At 67.3% G+C, this 22,740-nt stretch carries 19 protein-coding genes; 9 read left to right on the top strand and 10 right to left on the bottom strand.

The annotated features are described in order from the left end of the window. Positions 1-293: 293 nt before the first annotated feature. A complete protein-coding gene (locus KXZ72_RS12740) occupies positions 294-989 on the bottom strand; it encodes a metal-dependent transcriptional regulator (RefSeq protein WP_226081306.1) in 696 nt (231 codons plus the stop codon). 139 nt (positions 990-1,128) lie between these two features. Between KXZ72_RS12740 and serC the strand changes: the two genes are divergently transcribed. Continuing rightward, positions 1,129-2,241 (top strand): phosphoserine transaminase, encoded by a 1,113-nt coding sequence (gene serC / locus KXZ72_RS12735; RefSeq protein WP_226081305.1) that lies wholly within the window; start codon positions 1,129-1,131, stop codon positions 2,239-2,241. Between the two features lie 72 nt (positions 2,242-2,313). Here serC and KXZ72_RS12730 read toward each other — a convergent pair whose 3' ends face one another. Continuing rightward, entirely contained in the window at positions 2,314-3,729 is a 1,416-nt protein-coding gene (locus tag KXZ72_RS12730) for a DUF3027 domain-containing protein (protein ID WP_226081304.1), read from the bottom strand. Beyond that, the gene (locus KXZ72_RS12725; protein ID WP_226081303.1) at positions 3,726-4,109 is read right to left on the bottom strand and encodes a cold-shock protein; all 384 of its coding nucleotides are present in this window, start codon (positions 4,107-4,109) and stop codon (positions 3,726-3,728) included. Before KXZ72_RS12725 ends, KXZ72_RS12730 begins: the two co-directional genes overlap by 4 nt. Before the next feature lie 217 nt (positions 4,110-4,326). Here KXZ72_RS12725 and KXZ72_RS12720 point away from each other — a divergent pair, with 217 nt between their 5' ends. From KXZ72_RS12720 to KXZ72_RS12700, 5 genes are all read left to right on the top strand, one after another. After that, positions 4,327-4,572, top strand: a complete 246-nt coding sequence (locus KXZ72_RS12720) for a multidrug ABC transporter ATPase (RefSeq protein WP_226081302.1) — start codon at positions 4,327-4,329, stop codon at positions 4,570-4,572. A 68-nt stretch (positions 4,573-4,640) separates the two neighbouring features. Next, positions 4,641-6,344 carry a helicase-associated domain-containing protein gene (locus KXZ72_RS12715; protein ID WP_226081301.1) on the top strand — a complete coding sequence of 568 codons (1,704 nt, stop codon included), beginning with the start codon at positions 4,641-4,643 and terminating at the stop codon, positions 6,342-6,344. A gap of 30 nt (positions 6,345-6,374) precedes the next feature. Further along, positions 6,375-8,063 (top strand): DNA repair helicase XPB, encoded by a 1,689-nt coding sequence (locus KXZ72_RS12710; RefSeq protein WP_226081300.1) that lies wholly within the window; start codon positions 6,375-6,377, stop codon positions 8,061-8,063. Between the two features lie 40 nt (positions 8,064-8,103). Beyond that, positions 8,104-8,793, top strand: a complete 690-nt coding sequence (locus KXZ72_RS12705; protein WP_226081299.1) for a response regulator transcription factor — start codon at positions 8,104-8,106, stop codon at positions 8,791-8,793. Between the two features lie 11 nt (positions 8,794-8,804). Next, entirely contained in the window at positions 8,805-10,679 is a 1,875-nt protein-coding gene (locus tag KXZ72_RS12700) for a sensor histidine kinase (RefSeq protein ID WP_226081298.1), read from the top strand. On the opposite strand, the gene KXZ72_RS12695 is transcribed toward KXZ72_RS12700, so the two are convergent. Further along, entirely contained in the window at positions 10,676-12,316 is a 1,641-nt protein-coding gene (locus KXZ72_RS12695) for a PucR family transcriptional regulator (protein WP_226081297.1), read from the bottom strand. The two genes, KXZ72_RS12700 and KXZ72_RS12695, sit on opposite strands and share 4 nt — an antisense overlap. 177 nt (positions 12,317-12,493) lie before the next feature. Between KXZ72_RS12695 and KXZ72_RS12690 the strand changes: the two genes are divergently transcribed. Beyond that, positions 12,494-15,928, top strand: coding sequence for a bifunctional proline dehydrogenase/L-glutamate gamma-semialdehyde dehydrogenase (locus tag KXZ72_RS12690; protein ID WP_226083528.1), 3,435 nt, complete (start codon positions 12,494-12,496; stop codon positions 15,926-15,928). Positions 15,929-16,406: 478 nt separating this feature from the next. Here the strand turns inward: KXZ72_RS12690 and groL are convergent, their stop codons facing one another. From groL to KXZ72_RS12665, 5 genes are all read right to left on the bottom strand, one after another. Next, positions 16,407-18,026, bottom strand: a complete 1,620-nt coding sequence (gene groL, locus KXZ72_RS12685) for a chaperonin GroEL (protein WP_226081296.1) — start codon at positions 18,024-18,026, stop codon at positions 16,407-16,409. Between the two features lie 159 nt (positions 18,027-18,185). Beyond that, a complete protein-coding gene (locus KXZ72_RS12680) occupies positions 18,186-19,241 on the bottom strand; it encodes a DUF3048 domain-containing protein (RefSeq protein WP_226081295.1) in 1,056 nt (351 codons plus the stop codon). Positions 19,242-19,322: 81 nt separating this feature from the next. Then, a complete protein-coding gene (locus KXZ72_RS12675) occupies positions 19,323-19,523 on the bottom strand; it encodes a cold-shock protein (protein WP_226081294.1) in 201 nt (66 codons plus the stop codon). Positions 19,524-19,693: 170 nt separating this feature from the next. Beyond that, on the bottom strand, positions 19,694-20,266 hold the full coding sequence (locus KXZ72_RS12670) for a LytR C-terminal domain-containing protein (RefSeq protein ID WP_226081293.1): 573 nt from the start codon (positions 20,264-20,266) through the stop codon (positions 19,694-19,696). 10 nt (positions 20,267-20,276) lie between these two features. Continuing rightward, the gene (locus tag KXZ72_RS12665; protein ID WP_226081292.1) at positions 20,277-20,564 is read right to left on the bottom strand and encodes a DUF3263 domain-containing protein; all 288 of its coding nucleotides are present in this window, start codon (positions 20,562-20,564) and stop codon (positions 20,277-20,279) included. Between the two features lie 187 nt (positions 20,565-20,751). On the opposite strand from KXZ72_RS12665, the gene msrB reads away from it, so the two are divergent. Both msrB and KXZ72_RS12655 read left to right on the top strand, forming a co-directional pair. After that, positions 20,752-21,156, top strand: a complete 405-nt coding sequence (gene msrB, locus KXZ72_RS12660) for a peptide-methionine (R)-S-oxide reductase MsrB (RefSeq protein ID WP_226081291.1) — start codon at positions 20,752-20,754, stop codon at positions 21,154-21,156. Further along, a complete protein-coding gene (locus tag KXZ72_RS12655; RefSeq protein WP_226081290.1) occupies positions 21,153-21,692 on the top strand; it encodes a nitroreductase family protein in 540 nt (179 codons plus the stop codon). The genes msrB and KXZ72_RS12655 overlap by 4 nt, the downstream gene beginning before the upstream one ends. A 52-nt stretch (positions 21,693-21,744) precedes the next feature. Here the strand turns inward: KXZ72_RS12655 and KXZ72_RS12650 are convergent, their stop codons facing one another. After that, positions 21,745-22,725, bottom strand: coding sequence for a DMT family transporter (locus KXZ72_RS12650; protein WP_226081289.1), 981 nt, complete (start codon positions 22,723-22,725; stop codon positions 21,745-21,747). Positions 22,726-22,740 lie beyond the last annotated feature (15 nt).

The following is a 22,740-nucleotide window of genomic DNA, read 5'->3' as shown; positions in this document are numbered from 1 at the left end:
AGTTGTAACCTCCGACGCCCCCACAACATGCAAGTTGCTCGTCCACATCAAGAATTCTTGGTGTCTCGATAGCGAGGAGACGATTGGGTAGGCGCCTCGCATCGGGTCCTGCGACCTAGTTAGGCCTTCGGACTCAACCGAGAATACGCGAAGATGAGCCCGTTGTCATCTTCTGGGGGGATATTTCTAACAAATTGGTAACACGACTGTCGCATTGTCCCCCTTAAAGAGGACGAGCCTCCCGTCGTGTCCACCAAATGGTGGAACGAGGGAGGCCCGTAGATCCGCGGAAACTAGAGGGTTTCTGCGTAAATATGGGTGGCTACCTCATTCGGCAGCTCAAGTCCATCACCAAAACCTTCAACCTGTACAAGAACGTAAGATCCGGCCTTGGAAAACTCGCCCACGCCGCCGGGCATCACGCCGGCCTGCTTCAGCTGAAGCAGCAGCTCGGGCTCAAATTGCACCGGCTCGCTCAGGCGGCGAATGGTGCCGCGCACGGGTGCCTCGGCCTCGGCCACGAGGTTCACCAGGCTGGTGACGCCCGTGATGAACTCGGGGGCGGCCACGCCGCCCAGCTCGGACAGCCCCGGGATCGGGTTGCCATAGGGGGACTCCGTGGGGTGGCCCAGGACCTCCAGCAGCTTGCGCTCCACCTGCTCGCTCATGACGTGCTCCCAGCGGCAGGCCTCATCGTGCACAAGCTCCCACTCCAGGCCGATGACATCGCTCAGCAGGCGCTCGGCCAGGCGGTGCTTACGCATCACATGGACGGCCTTGCGGCGCCCCTCGGCGGTGAGCTCCAGGTGGCGGTCATCGGAGACAACCACCAGGCCGTCTCGCTCCATGCGCCCCACGGTCTGCGAGACCGTGGGTCCCGAGTGTCCAAGGCGCTCCGAGATCCGGGCGCGCAGAGGAATGATGTTCTCCTCTTCCAGGTCCAGAATGGTTCGGAGGTACATCTCTGTGGTGTCAATGAGGTCAGCCATCGTTCTCCCTAGTCGCCCGCGGGGGTCGGTGTTAGCTTACTGGGTTACCCCGACAAGCTGTCGATAGCGTGGCCTGCTCGGCGTGCCTTTCGACCGAAACGGAGCAGGGTGCGGGCGCCAAGACCCCTAGAATCGTTTCATGCCTGAGATTTCGATCCCCACCGACCTCCTGCCCGCCGACGGCCGCTTTGGTTGCGGCCCCTCGAAGGTCCGTCCCGAGCAGATCGCAGCCCTGCTCGCCTCCGGTTCCGAGCTCCTCGGAACCTCCCACCGCCAGGCCCCCGTGAAGAACCTCGTGGGCCGCGTGCGCGAGGGACTCTCCGAGCTCTTCCGCGCCCCCGCGGGCTATGAGATCGTCATCGGCAACGGCGGGTCCACCGCGTTCTGGGATGCCGCCGCGTTTGGCCTGATCGAAAAGCGCGCCCAGCTGCTGAGCTTCGGCGAGTTTGGCTCCAAATTTGCCAAGGCCGCGGGTGCCCCGTGGCTCGAGGCCCCCGATGTGCGCACAGCCCCGGGCGGCTCGCGCAGCGAGTTTGAGGCCGTTGCCGGCGTGGATGTCTACGCCTGGCCGCATAACGAAACCTCGACCGGTGTGGCCGCGCCCGTCACGCGCGTGCACGGCGATGACGGTGCACTCACCGTGATCGACGCCACGAGTGCCGCGGGTGGAATCGACTTCTCCGCCGCCGAGGCCGATGTTTATTATTTCGCCCCGCAGAAGAACTTCGCCTCCGATGGCGGCCTGTGGTTTGCCCTGATGTCCCCCGCGGCCATCGAGCGCGTGGAGCGGATCGCGGCCTCGGGTCGCTATATCCCCGAGTTCCTGAGCCTGAAGAACGCCGTGGATAATTCGCGCCTGAACCAGACCCTGAATACCCCGGCCCTCGCAACCCTCGTGATGATGGATAGCCAGGTGCAGTGGATGAACGGCAACGGCGGACTCGCCTGGGCCCACTCCCGCACCGCGGAAAGCTCGGGACACCTCTACGACTGGGCCACGCGCACCGAGTACACCACCCCGTTTGTGGTAAACCCCGAGCACCGCTCGCAGGTGGTTGTCACGATCGACTTCGAGGACGGCATCGACGCAGCCGCCGTGGCCAAGGCCCTGCGCGCCAACGGCGTGGTGGACACCGAGCCCTATCGTAAGCTCGGCCGCAACCAGCTGCGCGTGGCCACGTTCACCGCGATTGACCCCGCCGATGTGCGCGCCCTGACGGCCAGCATCGACTACGTGGTCGGCGCCCTCTAGGCTCCCCAGCATAAAACGGCCCCGCCCCCGGATCTTGTCCGGGGGCGGGGCCGTTTTGCGGTGGGATCGCGCCTAGCGGCGACGTCCGCGTCCGCCACCGCGCGAGCGGTTATAGCGGTCTACATCGCGATAGGTGTCCTCATACTCGTCAAAGGCCGGTGCCCGCGTGCGTCCGCGGCGGGCGGTCTTGCGCGAGTATTCACCCTCGGCATCGCTCTCGAGCGCGGGGGCGGGCTCGGCCTCGGGCTCGGACTCGTCTTCCTCATCCTCATCCGCGTCGTCCGCGGCGAGCGCAAGCGCCTCGTCCACGTCCACGCCGTCGATATCCCCGCCGTGCAGCAGTGCGCCGCGCTCGTCGAAGTCATCCTCGTGATCGTCTTCGTGGTCATCGTCTTCGTGATCGTCGTCGAGGTCATCCTCGTGATCCTCGGCGGCGAGGAGGGCCGCGGCCTGCTGCGTGGCACGATAATCGGCCAGGCGCTCGGACCACGGGATCCACTCGGGAGAGAGGAGGGCCTCGGTGAGATTGGGCAGCAGCGAGATTTCCAGCACATTGGGCTCGGACTGCGCGTCCACGCGCCCCATCGTGACGCTCCAATACCAGCCCGGATAGCCGCGCAGGCGGTTCTCAAAGAGCAGCGAAAGCGCAAATTCGCCATCGGCCTTATTGCCCACGTGACGACCAATATCGGATTCCGGAATCACCTCAAGCAGTGCCGCGCGGGCCTGCTCCACTGCCACGGCCAGGACGGGGTCCGGGGCGTAGATCACGGCCTCGGGGGCGGCCTCCTCGGGCTCCGGGGCAGCCTCGGGCTCCGCGGCGGCCTCGGCCACCGGGGCAGCCTCGGGCTCCGCGGCGGCCGGCTCGGCCTTCGCGGCGGGTGCCTGCGTCCGGGCCTCGACGGGGGCGTCCGCGTCGGCGGTGACGGCCGGGGACTCCTCGCGCGCGGCGGAACCTGCACGCGAGCGGCTGCGGCGCGAGCGACCCCGAGCCGGGGACTCCCCCGCGGGCTCCTGGTCGGTGCGGGGCTCCTCCGCGGCACTCGGCTCGGCCACGGGCTCGGCGATAACCGGCCGCTCCCGCCGCGTGGTGGGGGCGGTGCGGGCCGGGCGCTCGGGCGCCTCGGTCACGACGGCCGCCGCCTCGCGGGCCGCGAGCGGCTCCCCATTGGCGGTGATTTCGGTGCCGGCCACGGCCACCGATACCCGGCGCGAGCGGCTCTTGGCCGCGGGACGCTCGGTGACCACGGGGGCCACCACGGGAGCGGGGGTCGCGGGAGCGCTCTGAGCGGGGACCGCCGGGGCGGCCTCGGGGACGATCAGTCCGGTGCCGCCGGTGCTCACCACGGACGTGGTGGCGCGGCGCGAACCCGTGCGACGCCGGGGCGCCTCGGGTGTCTGCTTGCTGTCTTCGGTCACGATCTCCTCGTTGGTTCTATCGCGGGCATCGCCCGCGGGATCGGCGAAATCTCCGCCGGAAGTGGTCACGCGTCCAGCTCGTCGGCGACGCGGCGCATCAGCTCGGCCACCTTATGCGAGTGCGCGTTATCGGGATAGCGGCCCTTGCGCAGGTTGCCGCCGAGGCCGTCGAGGACCTTAACGAGGTCCTCGATGATGATGGCCATATCGTCGGCGGGCTTGCGCTTCAGCTTGACCATCGAGGGCGGTGCATCCAGGACGCGCACGGAGAGGGCCTGCGCACCGCGCTTGCCATCGGCAATCCCAAACTCGAGACGCATTCCGGGCTTCACCGCGGTCACGCCGGCGGGCAACGCGGAGGCGTGCAGGAACACTTCCTGTCCATCGTCGCTGGAGATAAAGCCAAAGCCCTTATCCTCGTCGTAAAACTTGACCTTGCCGGTAGGCATCGGTGTAACCTCACCCCGTTGGGGATCGCGCATCGCGGCGATCCAACCTGAAGCACCCGGCCGTATGGAGGGCGCTACGAACGTAACGTCCGTGAGGCCCAGCTTACCGGGCCAGCCCCCAAAAAGGCGGCTCCGTGCCGCGGCGATGTTCGCCCCGACACGCTGGGGCGACTATCCTGAAGGGGTGACTACCGACAAGACGAGAAGTGTTTCCCGCGTGGAACGCAGCCTGGCCTATGTGCTCGTGGCGCTGATCGCCGTGTCCGTCATCGCGTTCTTCGCGATTATGATCGGCACGGGGAACGGAATGGCCCAGGCCGATTTTGATACCCCGCTCTGGCGTGCCATTACGTTTGCGCCCTGGGTGGGTCTGCCCGGTGCCTTTATCATCGTGATCGCCCTGGTCCTCGGCGGAGGCCGCGGACGTTCCCGGGCCAATTCCCGCTCCGGGGTCACCCACTGAACCCCACGGGCGGTTCCCCGGTACCGGATCTCCGGTCCCTCGCCACGTCCCTCGCCGGTCTCGACCCGGTGAGCCTGGGCACACTCCTGCACGCCCGCTGCGTGCCCGGCAATACCCGGGTGGCCGATTTTTTTGATCTGGCCGATCTGCTCCTGAGCCGCGAGTCCATCGCCCGGGCGCTGACCCACCTGGATCGCGAGGCACTCGCCCTGCTCCGCGAGCAGCCCGACCGCCCCGCCCCCGCGCTGCGTGCAGTGCTCGCCGGGCTGGGCCTGATCCTCCCCACTGCCGAGGGCACCGACGCCAAGTATCTGGACTCCGTGACCGAGGCCGTGACCGATCTCGCGGGCGCCTCCCTGGATACGCCCGAGCTTCCCGCGGGCCCCGACCCCGTTCCCGGTCTTCCCGGAATTGGCCGTGCCGTGCGCGGCGTGGGCATCATCTCCGAGCTGGTGCTGGGCCTGGGTGAGACCCCGGCCCGCGAGCTCAGCCGCGGCGGACTATCCCAGCCCGAGACGCGACGCCTCGCGGCCGAGCTTGATGTGGACCCCGCGATCGTCCTGGACACCCTGCACCTGGCCCGCGGGGCCGATCTGGTCTCCCTGGAGCCCGAGGGCTGGCTGCCCACCGAGGCGGGCGAGCGCTGGCTCCTGCTCTCCGCGGCCGAGCGCTGGGTATCCCTCGCCGCTGCCTGGGCCCTGGTGCTCCCCGCGTCCTTTCCCACCGCCGTGGCCGCCCACCCCACCGACGATCTGGGCACCCTCTTGCGCTGGTGGTATCCGGCCGGGGGCGAGATCATCGCCGCCGAGCTGGCTACGTTCCTGCTCCAGGGTGAGCTCCTGGGCCTGCAACAAAACGGCCGCCTGGAGGAGGCGGGGCTGCGCGCCCTGACCGCCCCCGAGACCCTCACCGAGCTGCTCACCGATGCCTTCCCGCCGCCCGTGGCCGGTTTTTATCTGCAGCACGATCTCACGATCATCGCCCCGGGTGTCCTGGACTCCGAGGTCGAGCGCACGCTGCGCGGCTTTGCCGATCTGGAGGTGCGGGCCGAGGCATCCAGCTATCGCCTCGGCGAGACAAGCATCATGCGCGGCCTGAGCACGGGTGTTACCGCCGAGGAGATGCTCGAGTTCCTGGGCCGGGTATCGCTCTCCGGGCTGCCCCAGCCGGTGTCCTATCTGATTAATCAGTGTGCCGAGAGATTTGGGTCGATCCGGGTGGGCCAGCTCTCGCCGCCCGTGGACGGCCACTCCAGCTATGTGCGGGCCACCGATGCGCGGGTCCTGGACCAGATCATGGTGGATCGCAACCTGATGCCGCTCTCGCTCCTGCGCGAATCGGATCTGGGTGCCGTGAGCCGCTTTGATTCCGAGGTGCTGTTCTGGGCCCTGGCCGATGCCAAATATCCCGCGGTGGCCGAGTCCGCCGATGGCTCGTTCCTGCGGCTGCGCCGGCGCCGCGTGGGCCGCTCCGGGACCGGCACGGCTGCGCCCGACTATACCGAGCTCATGGCCCGCCTGCACTCCGCGGCGGCCGCCCTCCTGAATCACGGCGATGAGGCGTGGCTCGCCCGCCGCCTCCTGGTCGCGCTGAAGGCCAAGACCACGCTGGAAATCACCGCGGTTCTCCCCGGCCGGGGCGAGGTCACCTTTGTCTTGGAGCCCACGGGCATCGCCGGTGGTCGCATCCGCGGCCTGGATAAGGCGGCCGATACCGAGCGCACACTCCCGCTATCCCTCATCACGAGCGTCACTGAACGGACGAGTTCCTAACCGGTGTTCGCCCGAGTAAGCTTATAGGTTATGTCAGACGGCCCCCTCATTGTCCAGAGCGATCGCACGGTCCTGCTCGAAGTAGCCCACCCCCTCGCCGAGGATGCGCGCCACGAGCTTGCGGTATTTGCCGAGCTGGAGCGCGCGCCCGAGCATATCCATACCTATCGGATCACCCGGCTGGGGCTGTGGAACGCGCGTGCCGCGGGGCATAGCGCGGAGGACATGATCGGCACGCTGGAGCGCTTCTCCAAGTTTGCGATCCCGCCGAGCGTGACCCTGGATATCGCCGATACCGTGAACCGCTATGGCCGCCTCGTGATCGAGCGCGATGCCGAGGGTGCGCTGATTCTGCGCTCCGAGGACGAGGCGGTCCTCGCGGAGGTCGCCGGGTCCAAGCGCATCGCACCGCTGCTAATCGGCAACCCCACACCCGGCACCTATCTGGTGGAGCCGTGGGCGCGCGGGCAGCTGAAGCAGGACCTCGTGAAGATCGGCTGGCCCGCGGAGGATCTCGCGGGTTATACCCCGGGTACCCCGCACGAGATCACGCTGCACCAGGACGGCTGGGAGCTGCGCGGTTATCAGCAGAAGGCGATCGATAATTTTTTTGCGGGCGGCTCGGGTGTGGTGGTGCTGCCCTGTGGCGCCGGCAAGACCCTGGTGGGCGCGGGGGCCATGGCCACCGCGGGCACCAATACGCTGATCCTCGTGACCAATACGGTCTCGGCGAGGCAGTGGCGCGATGAGCTCCTGCGCCGCACGAGCCTGACCGAGGAGGAGATCGGCGAGTATTCCGGCCAGACCAAGGAGGTTAAGCCGGTGACGATCGCCACGTATCAGATCCTCACCGCGCGGCGGAAGGGCGAATATGCCCACCTCGCGCTCCTGGACGCGATGGACTGGGGCCTCGTGGTCTACGACGAGGTCCACCTGCTGCCCGCGCCCGTGTTTAAGCTCACGGCCGAGCTACAGGCGCGCCGCCGCCTGGGCCTGACCGCCACGCTTGTGCGCGAGGACGGCCGCGAGGGCGATGTTTTCAGCCTGATCGGGCCCAAGCGTTTTGATGCACCGTGGAAGGAGATCGAGGCCCAGGGCTTTATCTCCCCCGCGGAGTGTTTTGAGGTGCGCGTGGATCTGCCGCACGGCGATCGCATGGCCTATGCCGCGGCCGCCGATGAGGACCGCTATCGGCTCGCGGCCACCGCGCAGGCAAAGCTCCCGATCGTGCGCCGCCTGCTCGAGCGTCACCGCGGCGAGCGCATCCTGATCATCGGCCAGTATTTGGATCAGATCGATGAGATCGCCGAGGCCCTGGGTGTGCCCCAGCTCACCGGTTCCACCGATGTAGACGAGCGCGAGCGCCTCTTTCAGGCGTTCCGCGTGGGCGAGATCGAGGTGCTGGTGGTCTCCAAGGTGGCCAATTTCTCGGTGGATCTCCCCGAGGCGAGCGTGGCCATTCAGGTCTCCGGTTCCTTTGGCTCGCGCCAGGAGGAGGCCCAGCGCCTGGGTCGCCTGTTGCGGCCCAAGGAATCGGGCAAAACCGCGCATTTTTATACCCTCGTGGCGCGGGATACCCTGGACCAGGATTTTGCGCTGAATCGCCAGCGGTTCCTCGCCGAGCAGGGCTATAGCTATACGATTCTGGACTCGGATTCGGCGGAGCTGGACGCGCCCCCGGTCGGGGCAGGGGACGACGCCGCCGCGCTTCTCCGATAACGTTCAGGATTTATCCAGACAGCTCGCAGATACTGAATACATGACCGGACCAAGAATTCTCATTGTCGACGATGAACCCAATATTCGCGACCTGCTGACCACAAGCCTGCGCTTTGCCGGCTTTGCGGTACGTGCGGTGGGAAATGGCGCACAGGCCATCTCCGCCGTCCTGGAAGAAGAACCAGACCTCATCATCCTCGATGTCATGCTCCCCGATATGAACGGCTTCGGCGTCACCAAGCGCCTGCGGGCCGCGGGCTATACCGCCCCCATCCTGTTCCTCACCGCGAAGGACGATACCGAGGATAAAATCACGGGCCTCACGGTGGGCGGCGACGACTATGTCACCAAGCCCTTCAGCCTCGATGAGATCGTCGCCCGCATTAAGGCCATCCTGCGCCGCACGATGCAGGCCGATGAGGACGCCATCATCCGCACCGGCGAGCTCACCATGGACCAGGACACCCACGAGGTTCTGGTCGGCGAGACCCCGATCGAGCTGAGCCCCACCGAGTTTAAGCTCCTGCGCTATCTGATGCTCAACCCCAACCGGGTGCTCAGCAAGGCGCAGATTCTTGACCACGTGTGGGAGTACGATTTTAACGGCGACGCCGGCATCGTGGAGAGCTATATCTCCTATCTGCGCCGCAAGCTCGATCAGTACTCGTCCGAGCCCCTCATCCAGACCAAGCGTGGCTTTGGATATATGCTCAAGACCTCGAAGGCGTAGCCCCGAAATACATGCATGACTCGATCAGCGAGTGGTGGAATACCGTCTCGCTTCGGTCGAAGATCACCGGCGTCACCGTCCTGGTCTTGGCCTTTGGAATTCTCGTCGCGGGCATCGGCACGATGGCGATGCTCAAGCCTGCCGTGCAGGGCCAGCTCGACGCGAAACTTAAGGCCACCGCCGAGAGCTACCTGAATAATAATAAGGTCATCCGGCCCACCGCCTCGAGCGGTGTGGCCGGCTCGGGCTCCGGTAACGACTATTACACCGCTGTATTTGAGCCCACGCGCGGGGTATTCCTCACCTCCAACTGGATGGAAAAGCCCGCGGGTCAGCGACCACAAATCCCCGCCACCCTGGTCATCTCCGATGCCGTGGGCAGTGCGGGCATCCCCTTCTCCGTGGATAGCGTGGACGGCAATACCCATTTCCGGGCCGTGCTGCTGCGCGCCACCATCTCCAATTACGATGAGCCCGGCGTGCTGATGGTGGCCGTCTCCACGGCGGAGACCGAAAAATTCATCGCGATGTATCTCACGATTTTCTTCGGCCTGGGCCTGGGCGTCATTCTTTTTGGCGCCGCCCTCACCCGCCTGCTGGTCACCAGCACCTTCACTCCCCTGCGCGAGGTGGAGCATATGGCCGCGGCCATCGCCGAGGGCGATTTCAGCCAGCGGCTTGCCGTCTCCACGCCCAATACCGAGGTGGGCAGGCTAAACCGCTCGCTCAACACCATGCTGAACCGCATCGATCGGGCCTTCTCCGATCGGGCCAAAACCATCGGCCAGATGCGGCGCTTTGTGGGCGATGCCAGCCACGAGCTGCGCACCCCCCTGGTCACCGTGCGCGGCTATGCCGAGCTCTACCGGATGGGCGCCCTGCAAACCGATGAGGACGTGGCGCAGGCCATGGAGCGCATCGAGAAGGAGGCGATCCGGATGGGCACCCTCGTGGAGGACCTCCTGGAACTCGCCCGCCTGGACGAAACCAAGCCGCTGAACCTCGCCGTAATCGACCTGGCCGCAATCGCGCGCGATTCCGTCATGGACGCGCGCGCCGCCTCCCCCGGGCGCACCGTTAACGTGGTGATCGACCACCCCGAGCCCGTTGCCCCCGCCGTGCCTGCCGCGCCCGAGGCGGCGGATACCGGCGAGGCCACCGCGATTCCCCCGCGCCCGCCGCTTCCCCCCAATCACGATGCGCTGGGCGGCCACCCGCCACTCACGCGCCCGCCCGCTACCGATGAAATCCCCGGCGTGGGCGTTGAGCCCGCCGCCGCGAAGCCGGGTGCGCGCGGGGCCGGCCGCGGCCGCGGCGCACGCGATCAGGCCGGCGCCGAGGCCACGCCCAGCGGGGCAATAGCGCTGGTTTCCCGGCTGCGCGGACGCCGACCCCGCCGCGCGAGCGAGCGCGGGGCCGCCGCGGAGCTGCCGCCCACGCCCATCGCCTCCACGACCCCCCGCGTTCCCACGCTGGAGGTCCCCGCGATGGTCCTGGCCGAGGAAAATAAGATTCGCCAGGTGGTCACCAACCTGATCGGTAACGCGCTGCGCTTTACCCCCGTGGAGTGCCCCATCGAGATTGGCGTCTCCGCCAATCCCGAGACCGGCGAGGCCACGATCGCCGTGATTGACCACGGCGAGGGTGTCCCCGAGCAGATCCGCGAGAAGATCTTCCAGCGCTTCTGGCGCGCCGATACCTCGCGTGCGCGGGAGACCGGCGGCAGCGGCCTGGGCCTGGCGATCGTCTCCTCGATCATCACGGCCCACCGCGGCTCGGTCACCGTGGGAGAGACCCCGGGTGGCGGCGCCACGTTCCGGGTGCGGCTGCCGCTGATTGCCGCGACCCCCGAGGCTCCCGAAGCGGACGCGGAGCCCGGGGCCTAGCCCTCGACCCGCAGCAGCACCGCGAGCATCACCCGGGTGGCCGGATCGCCGAGGTCCAGCCCGCTGATATCGGCGATCCTTCCCAGCCGATAGCGCAGGGTATTGGGATGAATCCCCAGCGCCGATGCCGCGGTGCGGACATCGGAGAACGCATCCAGATACGCGCGCAGCGTGGGCACCAGCGCCCCGTCCCCGCCCGCGTCGTGTTTGTGCAGGAGGTGCAGGCGCGGATCACGCAGCGCGGGTTTGGCCGCCACCAGGTCGATGATCTCGCCGAGCAATACCTCGGAGCGCAGGCCCGCGAGGGTCACCACACTCGGATGGCGCGGATCGGGACGCCGGGAATCGCTGCGCAGGGTATCCAGCAGGTGATCCACGGAGATTCGCGCCGCGGGGAGCGTGGGAATATCCTCCGGCGCCTCCGCGAGGCCCGCGCGCAGCCCGGGGCCAAAGCGCCCGCGGGAGTCCTCGATCGCCACGCTCGCCCAGCGCTCCAGGTGCGGTATCGCCGCCGTTGCGAGCACACCATAGAGGCGTCGGCCGTGCCGGGCCAGCGGCAGGGGCCGCCGGAAGCTCGCGGCATGCAACCGCAGATAGCGGGCAATCTCCGTGAGGATCTCGCCCGGATCGTCCTCCCCGGGCGCCGCTCCGGGTGGCAGCCACTCAAAGCCCACCACCGCGAGCATCTCGCCCGCCCGCGGATTTACCTGCGCGGCCAGCGCATAGCTCTCGGTGATGCTCGGGGCCTCGCCCGGGGCGCCGAGCCCCAGGCCCAGCAGTACCAGCCTGTCCTCGCGCGGGGCCACGGCCACCCGGCCGCGCATAATCTCGGCCGCGAGCCGCGCGGCCCCGGGCACCAGGGTCTCGGCATCCGCGGAAAACTCCTCGCTGCCGCGCTGCACCCAGAGGTTGCCGAGGTGCTCGCCGTCGTGGAAGATCCCCGCGGCGAGCCGGGCCTCGCGGCGCAGCTCGGGGGCGGCGGGCACCCGCAGCACCCCGCCCTCGCGGGCCAGCGCCGAGAGCACACCCTCATCGCTGAGCCGCCGCATCTGATCGGCGGGCCCGCGGCGGCCGAGAATCGAGGAGATTCGGAGTTCATCCGCGCCCGCCGTGACCCGGGAATAGGCCAGCACGTCCCCGCCCAGGTCCTCGATGGTTACCAGGCCGCGCACCTGCGCGGCAATATTCTCGGCGAGGGCAAAGAGGTCGCCGCGTTCAGCACTCTCGGCCCGGGTGCCCTCGTTTTCGGCAAGCAGGCGCTGCAGGATGCCCGTGAGCTGATCCCAGCCCGCATCGGGGTGCACCCGCACCAGGGCCAACCGGCGGCGGCGGATCAGGGCCATAATCGCGGGATCCGCGGCCGGATCGGCGTGCTCGGCGAGCTTCATGAAGACCACGGTGCCCGGGCGCACAAGCGGCAGGAGCGCGGGCAGGTCGCTTTCGCGGGCGCCGATCACAAGGAGCGCATCGGCGCCGGGCAGGCTCGCGGAGCGCAGCTCCTGGGCCTCCACCACCGCGACCGAGGCGAGCGGGATATGCCCCGTGGAGGCGGGGGCCACGAGGCGGATCAGCGGCTGGCCCACCGTGCGCAGCACCCCCGCAAGCGTGACCGCCGCGCCCCCGGTTGATTCCGCCATACCGTTCCCCCAACCACTCCGTGACTCTTGTTCAATTGAACCATGAACCAGCCCACCATTAGTGCAATCGACCTAATGATTGGGGGGATGGGGCTCGTATATTAAAGAGCGAGTATGCCCGTCCCCGGACGGGAGCGCATGCTCGCCCTCATCAGTGCCCCGCAACGAAGGATCCTCATGGCCGATTCCCCCTCTCCCTCCACGCCCCGCACCGAGGTCTCCGGCGCGGATGCCGTGGCCCTCGTCGAAAAATGGCTCACCGCGAGTGAGGCCTTTGCGCCGAGCAAATCCGCGTCGCTGCTCGCCGAAACCCTCAAGGATCCCGCCGGGCTGGACTTCACCCTCGGCTTTGTGGACCGCGTGGTGCGCCCCGAGGATCTCTCGGTCGCCGCACGCAACCTGCGCCTGCTGGCCAAGGACGCCCCCGGCTTCCTGCCCGCCTATATGCGCGGCGCAATCGCCCTGGGTGGCGCAATGGCCCCCGCCTTCCCCGGAATCGTGGTGCCCATCGCCCGCAAGGTCCTGCGCGGAATGGTTGATCACCTGATCCTGGATGCCCGCGAGCAGAAGCTCGGAAAGGGAATCGCGCACCTCACCGCCGAGGGCAACCGCCTGAATATCAACCTGCTCGGTGAGGCCGTGCTCGGCGATGCCGAGGCCAACCGCCGCCTCGAGGGCACGCGCACGCTGCTGAGCCGCCCCGATGTGGACTATGTCTCGATTAAGGTCTCCTCGGTCGTTAACGAGCTGAGCCTCTGGGACTATGACAATACCGTGGCCAAGGTGGTGGAGCGCCTGACCCCGCTCTATCGCCTCGCCGCCTCCTCCCCCACCCCCAAGTTCATCAACCTGGACATGGAGGAATACCACGATCTGCACCTCACGATCGACGTGCTGAAGGCCATCCTGGACCGCGAGGAATTCCTCACCCTCGAGGCCGGAATTGTGCTCCAGGCCTATCTGCCGGACGCCCTCGGGGCCCTGCAGGACCTGACCGCCTGGTCGCAGAAGCGCCGGGCCCGCGGCGGTGCCGCGATTAAGGTGCGCGTGGTGAAGGGTGCCAACCTCGCGATGGAGAACGTCGCCGCGATCACCCACGGCTGGCCCCTGGCCACCTATAACACCAAGCTGGATTCGGATACCAACTATAAGCGTGTCCTGGACTGGGCCCTCACGCCCGAGAATACCGATGCCGTGCGCCTCGGAATCGCCGGACATAACCTCTTTGATATCGCCCACGCGCACCTGCTCTCGCAGAAGCGTGGCGTGGAGGACCGCGTCGAATTTGAGATGCTGCTGGGCATGGCCGAGGGCCAGGCCAAGGCCATCACCCGCGATGTGGGAACCCTGCTGCTTTATACGCCCGTGGTTGCCCCGGAAAACTTCGATGCCGCGATCAGCTATCTGGTGCGCCGCCTCGAGGAAAACGCCAGCACCCAGAACTTCATGTCCGCCGTGTTTGAGCTCACCAAGAACCGCGAGCTCTTTAACCGCGAGCGCGATCGTTTCCTCTCCTCGCTGGCCGCCGTGGATGCCACCGTGCCCGGCCCGAACCGGGTGCAGTCGCGCCTGCACGATCTTGCCCCGCTGCCCGCCGCAGCCTTCGAGAACACCCCCGATACCGATTCCTCGCTGCCCGATAACATCGCTTGGGCCGGTGCCATCGTGGACCGGATCCCGGAGTCCGTGCTGGGTGTGGCCGGGATCGAGGCCGCCGCGATCACCGATACCGGAGCGATCGACGAGGCGATCCGTGGGGCGCGTTCCGCCCAGGCCGCCTGGCACTCGGGTGGGGCCTCCGCGCGGGCAGATATCCTGCGCCGCGCCGCCCAGCTGCTCGAATCGCGCCGCGGCGACCTGATCGAGGTGGCCGCGTCCGAAACCGGCAAGACCGTGGACCAGGCCGATCCCGAGGTCTCCGAGGCCATCGACTTCGCCGTGTACTACGCCGAGCGCGCCGCGGAGCTGGACCAGGTTCCCGGTGCCGCATTTACCCCCGCCACGCTCACCGTGGTGACCCCGCCGTGGAACTTCCCGATCGCCATCCCGACCGGTTCGATGCTCTCGGCCCTGGCTGCCGGCAGCGCCGTGATCGTGAAGCCCGCGCCGCAGGCCAAGCGCTGTGCCGCCGTGATTACCGAGATCCTCTGGGAGGCCGGTATTCCGCGCGACCTGCTGATCCTCGCCGATATTGCCGAGGGCGATCTGGGTCGGCACCTGATCTCGCACCCGGACGTGGATCGGGTGATCCTCACCGGCGCATTTGAGACCGCCGAGCTGTTCCGCTCCTGGCGCGATGATCTGCCACTGCTCGCGGAGACCTCGGGGAAAAACTCGATCATCGTGACCCCGAGCGCCGATATTGACCTCGCCGTGGCCGATGTGGTCTACTCCGCCTTTGGCCACGCCGGGCAGAAGTGCTCCGCCGCGAGCCTGGTGATTCTGGTGGGCAAGATGGGCACCTCCGCTCGCTTCCTCGACCAGCTTGTGGACTCGGTCTCGAGCCTGCGCGTGGACTATCCCACCAACCGCGCCACCCAGATGGGACCGATCATCGAGCCCGCCGCGGGCAAGCTGGAGTGGGCACTGACCACGCTGGATAGCGGCGAGTCCTGGGCCGTACAGCCCCGCCAGCTGGACGAGAGCGGCCGGCTGTTCTCCCCCGGCGTGCGCCTCGGCGTGAGCGAGGGAAGCCGTTTCCACCGCAATGAGTTCTTTGGCCCGGTGCTCGGCGTGATCTCCGTACCCACCCTCGAGGATGCCATCCGGGTGCAGAACGGCACCGAGTTTGGTCTCACCGCCGGGCTGCACTCGCTGGACCCCGAGGAGCTGCGCACGTGGCTCGCGAGCGTTGAGGCCGGAAACGTCTATGTGAACCGCGGCATCACCGGTGCAATTGTGCGCCGGCAGCCCTTTGGCGGCTGGAAGCGTTCGGCTATCGGTGCCGGGGCCAAGGCCGGCGGACCGAATTATCTGATCGGAATGGGCTCCTGGCGGCCCACCGAGCTGCCCGCGGTGGGCGAACTGCCGCTGGGCGGCGACGTATCCGCAATCCTGACGGCCGCGCTGGCCGAGACGGGCGTGGATGCCGCCGCACTGACCACCGCCGCCAACCTGGATGAGGCCGCGTGGCGCGCACACTTCGGCGCCACCACGGATGTCTCGGCCCTGGGTGTGGAGCGCAACGTATTCCGCTATCTGCCCGCACCCGCGGCGATTCGTATCGCCGAGGATGCCACGCTGAGCGATGCCGTGCGGGTGATCCTGGCCGCCGTGCGCGCCGGAAACCCCGCGCCGGTATCCGTGGGAATCATGGTGCCCGCCGCGGTCACCGCGGCCGCCTTCGCGGCCGGAGTATCCTTCACGGCACAGACCGATGCCGGCTGGCTCGCCTCGCTGGCCACGGCTGCCCCGGCCCGTATCCGCCTGGTGGGTGGCTCCGCCGCGGCCGCGCATACAGCGCTGGGTGGCCGCCCGGATGTGGCCCTCTACGCCGATCCGGTCACCGTGGCCGGACGCCTGGAGATGCTGCCGTTCCTGCGCGAGCAGGCCGTCTCGATCACCGCGCACCGTTTTGGTAACCCCGATCCGTGGTCCGAGGCCGTGATCTAAACAGGTTTTTCCACCCGCGGGCGCGGGATCCTCTGCGGAGGGTCCCGCGCCCGCGGCGTTAAGCCGTGGGCGGTGCGGTGCGCCGCGTGCGACCTGCCGGGTGCGTCCCCTTGGTCCGTCCTCCCGGGTGCGTGCTCCCGGGCCGTCCTCCGGGTGCGTGCTCTCGGTCCGTCCTCCCGGGTGCATCCTCCCGGGCCGTCGTCCCGGGTGCATCCTCTGGGGCCGCCCTCTGAGTCCGTTCTCCCGGGCCCGTCCTCCCGGGTGCGTCTTCCGGGTGCGTCTTCCGGGTCCGTCTTCCGGGCCCGTCCGCGCGGGTCCGTCCTCCGGGCAGCGGTTATGCCCGCCCGCCGCGGGCCGCGCGCCACCCGGTTTCCCGCGGGGCAACCCCCGGCGGACTATCCCCGGGCTTAAACGCCGCATGGGCACCCTCCCGAAGGAGGATGCCCATGCGGACTGCGGAGGATCCGCGGGGGATGGACTAGAAGTCCATACCACCCGTGGGGTCGCCGGCCGGAGCGGCATTGCGCTCGGGCTTATCGGCCACAACAACCTCGGTGGTGAGGAACAAGCCGGCGATCGACGCGGCGTTCTGCAGCGCCGAGCGGGTGACCTTGGCCGGGTCGATGATGCCCTGGGCAATCATGTCGCCGTACTCGCCGGTGGCGGCGTTGAGGCCGTGTCCGACGGGCAGCTCGCGCACCTTGGCGGCCACAACACCGGGCTCGAGGCCCGCGTTGAGTGCAATCTGCTTGAGCGGGGCCTCGATGGCCACGCGCACGATGTTTGCACCGGTAGCCTCGTCGCCCGAAACCTCGAGCTTCTCGAAGGCGAGCTTGCCGGCCTGGATGAGGGCCACGCCACCACCGGCGACGATGCCCTCTTCTACGGCAGCCTTGGCGTTACGCACTGCATCCTCGATGCGGTGCTTGCGCTCCTTGAGCTCCACCTCGGTGGCCGCTCCGGCCTTGATGACCGCAACACCGCCGGCCAGCTTGGCCAGGCGCTCCTGCAGCTTCTCGCGGTCGTAATCGGAGTCGGTGTTCTCGATCTCCTTGCGGATCTGCGAGACGCGACCCTCGATGGCCTCGGCATCGCCGGCGCCCTCGACGATGGTGGTCTCGTCCTTGGTGATGACAACCTTCCGGGCACGGCCCAGGAGGTCCAGGGTCACGTTCTCGAGCTTCAGGCCAACCTCTTCCGAGATGACCTGGCCGCCGGTGAGGATCGCGATGTCCTGCAGCTGAGCCTTGCGACGGTCTCCGAAGCCGGGGGCCTTCACGGCTACCGACTTGAAGATGCCACGGATCTTATTGACCACCAGGGTGGCCAGGGCCTCTCCGTCAACGTCCTCGGCGATGATGAGGAGCTGCTTGCCGGACTGGATGACCTGGTCAACGATGGGCAGCAGGTCCTTGATCGCGGAGATCTTGGAGTTGACGATCAGGATATAGGGCTCTTCAAAAACAGCCTCCTGACGGTCGGGGTCGGTGACAAAATAAGCCGACAGGTAGCCCTTATCAAAGCGCATACCCTCGGTCAGCTCAAGCTCGGTGCCGAAGGTATTGGACTCCTCAACGGTGACCACACCCTCCTTACCGACCTTATCGATGGCCTCGGCGATGATCTCACCGATGCCCTTATCGGCGGCGGAGATCGAAGCCGTGGCGGCGATCTCTTCCTTGGTCTCGATTTCCTTGGCGGCGCTGGTCAGCTCGGCGCTGACGGCGGCCACGGCCTTCTCGATACCCTTCTTGAGGCTGATGGGGTCGGCTCCGGCTGCGACGTTGCGCAGGCCTTCGCGAACCAGGGCCTGGGCCAGGACAACCGAGGTGGTCGTGCCGTCACCGGCGACGTCGTCGGTCTTCTTGGCGACCTCCTTGACAAGCTCCGCACCGATCTTCTCGTACGGGTCGTCGAGCTCGATCTCCTTGGCGATGGATACACCATCGTTGGTGATCGTGGGGGCGCCCCACTTCTTCTCGAGGACTACGTTGCGACCGCGCGGGCCAAGGGTGACCTTGACGGCGTCGGCCAGCGTGTTCAGTCCACGCTCAAGACCGCGGCGGGCCTCTTCGTCAAAAGCAATGATCTTTGCCATGTGGTTTTTCGTCCCTCCCGGACGTCGAAATCTGGGTTAGCACTCTGGGATTGTGAGTGCTAACTCGATTCTGGCACTCTCCCTGCGTGAGTGCAAGCCGGTGAGCCTGTGTTAAGCCTGAACAACGATACGGATTCGCGCAGCGCGAACGCGCGGGCACTACTCGGACAGGAAGGCCACCTCGGCGCCCGAGATCAGCGGCACCAATTCGATCCAGGTATTGCCGGGGGCCAGCAGTGCGGGATTGCCATCGGCCAGGGTCAGCGTGATCGGGTCCTTCGCGGTGGCCTTCGACCAGGTCACCGCAACCGACTGACCGCCCGTGGCGATGCGCCCCTCGCCCGTGCCCTCGAGCATGGTCATCGGGACGCCCTCATAGCGGTTATCGATATTCACGCGCAGCACAATGACGTTCTGGGCGCTCAGCACCCGATCGTTTTCCCCGATATCGGGCTTATCCTGCTGCGAGCGCTCATAAACCCCGGCCTCGGCGCTATAGGCCCAGGACTGGCGCCGGCTCGTGGAAAACGTGGCGTTGATCCGGGTGGCGGGCTCACCCGCGGTCGCGGAGGGGCTCTCCTCGCCCACCGCATAGGAGAACTGCGCGGGCGGCGGCGCGAGGTCGCTATGCGCCTCGATCAGCTTCTCGGCGCGCAGCACCACGTTATGCGGGGCCTTGCGCTTGGTCGAGCGATACATAAACGCATCGGTATTGGCCTGGCCGTGGATCGCGTTAAACAGGCCGGTATCGCGCATCTGATTCACAAAGATTTCCTGGCCACCCGAGTAGGCCACGATCCCGCCAAACGGCGAAATGATATCCGGGTCCATCGGCCGGATCGAGCGCAGCGGGCCAAGCTCCTCCGGGATATCCGAATGCCATACCGCGACATAGCGGGTAAGCCCGCCCTCAACAAGCTCCTCGATCACGATATCCGCGCGGTCCAGGCCCCACTGGGGGCGGGCCTCCACGTCGTTGCCGATCTTTGCGGCGATCGACGGGTGGAGCACCGCGGAGCCCTGCACGGGGGTACCGCGCAGGGGAAAGAGTTCGGGGGCCGGCGTGCTCGGCGAGGGGCTGGCCGGGGCGGTGACCGCGGGCTCGGGTCGCGTGGCACAGCCGGCAAGCAGCAGCGCGGCACCGCCGGCGATCCCTCCGAGGAATGCTCGGCGGCTGGCGGGCACGGAAAAAACGGGGAGATTCGCGCGATCCATGCGGCTACAGTATCCCGCGAATGCGCTTTGGGCGCGCCGACGGGCGGATCCGGCGGAATTTTCGGCGGATCCGCTCCGCCGCTAACTCACGTGAACGTTTTCGGCCTGGACCCCCTTGGAGCCCATTCCCACCTCAAACGTGACCCGCTGCCCCTCGTCGAGCAGCTTATAGCCGCTCATTTCGATCGCCGAATAGTGCACAAATACGTCCTCACCATCGTCCATGGTGATGAAGCCGTAGCCCTTATCCGCGTTGAACCATTTAACGACACCCGTCGCCATGATGTTTCCCCCGTTACTCGTGTTGACCCGGGAAGGCCGTTCGCCGCCCGGACGGCCGCACCGGGAGTTGATACCGGGTACAACCGGTCACGAGTAAAGCGCATAAAGCCGGGGATTTCTCGGGAATGGGCTGGCATCACGCGGGCCGCAGGCCCACCCACCGCGCCGCGCTAGGGTGCGGGAACGTAGTCGGCGCCCAGCACCACCACAAGCTGCAGGACCGGCTCGGAACCATCCGTGGGCACCACGGCGTATTCCTCCGATTGCACCGGGGTTCCCACGCCAAGCGCCTCCACCAGGCCGCGAGCCGAGGCCTCCTGCGAGGCGTTCTGATAGTAGACGATGGTCTCGGTGGCATCCCGCTGCTCGGCATCGCCGGGCTCGATGTCCTGGGTCCAGCCGGCGGTATTCAGCTGGTGGATGGCCTCGGCCGCAAGACCGCGCGTGGAGGTGCCGTTGAGCACACGCACCGCGGCCTCGGTATCCACCGTGGGCTGCGCCTCATCGGGGGTCTGCGCCTCCTCGGAGGAGCTTGCACCCGGGAATACCCGATCAAAGTTCAGGTTCATATTTAGCACGCCGATCGCGATCACGCCGGCGATCACGAGTGCAGCCGTGGCGCCAAGCGCAATGAATACACCCCGGCGGCGCGGCTTTCGCGCGCCGGCCGCGCGGTGCGAGCCCACGCGCTTCAGATCCGAGGGGGTGCTGTCAAAGCGATCGTGCGGGAAACGTTCTGGCATAGCTAGGAGCTTATTCCATGCCGGTAGCGCGGCGCTCCCGCGCGGCCAGTCTGGCCTGCCGCAGCCGCAGAAGCCGCTTCACCAGCATGGGGTCAAAAATGAGGGCATCGGTGCGATCGATAAGCCCCGAAAGAATCTGATAATACCGGGCAGGCGAGAGCTCAAGCTCGGCCCGAATGGCCTCTTCTTTAAGCCCCGCGTGCTGCCACCAGCGATTCTCGAAGCTGAGAATTGCCTTATCGCGCTCGGTGAGGCCGTGTCGGGGGGAGGTCTTGTCGTGCGTCGATTCGGTAGCCACGATGTTTTCCCCCACCCGTTAGTGTCCGGTGCCGCGATCATTGCGACTCCCCTGGGGCCCAGTCTAACCCGATTTTTTGGCCGGCTCGGCGCGCCGCCGGGCCCACGCGACGGAATATGTCATTGCGCGGAACATAACGACACCGGAGCGCGTTAGATTATTCAGAAGAACGTTGATCGGAGTGGGCATGGAATATCAGGTACAGAAGACCGATGAGCAGTGGCGCGAGGAACTCTCGCCCGAGGAATACGAGGTCCTGCGCGGCGCCGCTACCGAGCGCCCCTGGACCGGCGAGCTGCTCGATGAGGAGCGCGGCGGGGTATATACCTGTGCGGCGTGTAACGCGGAGCTCTTTAAGAGTGGAACCAAATTTGATTCCGGCTGCGGATGGCCCAGCTTTTATGAGTCGGTCCGCCCCGAGGCGGTGCAGCTGATCGAGGACACCAGCCTGGGCATGGTGCGTACCGAGGTGCGTTGCGCCGCGTGTGGCTCACACCTGGGCCACGTTTTTGACGATGGTTTTGGCACCCCCACCGGAGATCGCTATTGCATGAACTCGATCGCCCTGGACTTCTCCCCGGCGGCCGAGTGAGCGACGGCGCCTACCGGGCCGCGCTGGCCCGCAGATCCTGGTCGAAGGTCACGCCCGAGGCGCCGAGTCACGAGGAGCTCGCGCGCCTGGTGGCCGCGGCCGGCCGCGTGGCCGACCACTCCTCCCTGGCGCCGTGGCGCCTGATCGAGCTGCGCGGCGAGGATCGCCTGCGCCTGGGTGAGGCCCTGGCCGAGGCCGAGGGGGAGAAAAAGCCCTCCTCCAAGCCCCTGCGGGCCGAGCTGCTGATCGCGGTGGTGGTCTCCCCGCGCGAGAGCAAAAAGGTGCCGTACTGGGAGCAGGAGGCCGTGGCCAGCGGAGTGGCTCATGTGCTGAGCCTGCTGCTGCACGAGGCCGGCTGGGGTGTGCTCTGGCGCACCGGCGGACTCACGCGCAGCGAGCCCGTGGCCCGCATGCACGGGCTCTCCCACGGCGAGCAGCTTCTTGGCTGGCTCTATGTGGGAGGCATTCCCGCCGATGCCAAGCCCGGACGCCGCAAGGAGATCGACCCCGAACGCTTCCTGGGCACCCTGTCCTAGCCCATGGCAAAACGGCCCCGCTCCCGAAGGGGAGCGGGGCCGTTCTGGGTTTCTAGGACAGCGGGTCCACGATGCGGTGTCCACGCGCGAGCGCCGGGGAGGGCAGGCTTGCAATCAGCGCCGCGATCAGGGCCAGCGCGGCCCCACCGATGGTGGAAAACCCCACCCCGGCCACCCCGTGATCCACGATGTCCAGGATCACCCCGGTGATGAGCTGACCGGCCACGGTACCCATTCCGAGGAGCAATACCCCTGTGTGCTGCACGATAAACGCCGAGAGTGCGATGAAGGTGACCCCGAGCACGCCGCCAAGATACAGCAGCGGGTTGGAGGGAAATACCAGCGTATGCGGCTGGAGAAGCCCATGAATCAGGGCCACCGAGGTGAGCACCACGCTGCCCACGATGAAGTTGATAAAGGTCGCGGATAGGGTGCTGCCGGCGGCCACGCGCACGCGCCCGTTTACGGCCTGCTGCAGGCCCACCAGGATTCCCGAGATCACGGGCAGGGCAAGCGCCCCGATTCCGATATTCTCCGCGAGTTTCCCGGAGACCGACCAGCCCACGGCCCCGAGGATCAGCACGGCCCCGCCCAGCCGGGCCACGGTGAGCGCCACGCGGCCGCTCGGGCCAAAGCCCACGCCGTCGATCACCAGCCCGGAGAGGGTTTGTCCGGCCACGACGGCCACACTGAACATGGCGATTCCCACGAGCGCCCCCACCAGGCTCTGGCTCAGCACAAAAAAGGCACCACCGAGGCCACCCAGCACGGTAAACCAGGGAATGCTTCCGTCGCGCAGGCCACGGACCACCCGGCGCAACCCGGCACGGGCCACGGGCGAGAAACTGACCGCGATCAGGCACAGCAGGAACCCCATGCCAAAGGCGCTCGCGGCGGCCGTGAAGCCATCGTCCAGGCGCGAACCGAGTTCGCCGTTGATCCGCACCTGGGTCGCCATCATCGCGCCCACGAGCATCGCGATCGGCAGGGCTATCCAGCGCGGAAACGGGTGTTTCTGTGCGGTCTGCGGCATCGGGGTTCCTCCGTC

The organism is Mycetocola spongiae (assembly GCF_020424085.1).
In the GTDB taxonomy this organism is placed as follows: Bacteria; Actinomycetota; Actinomycetes; order Actinomycetales; family Microbacteriaceae; genus Mycetocola; species Mycetocola spongiae.
Note: the sequence above shows the minus strand (reverse complement) of the source record. Positions and strands in the feature narration are given on the sequence as shown.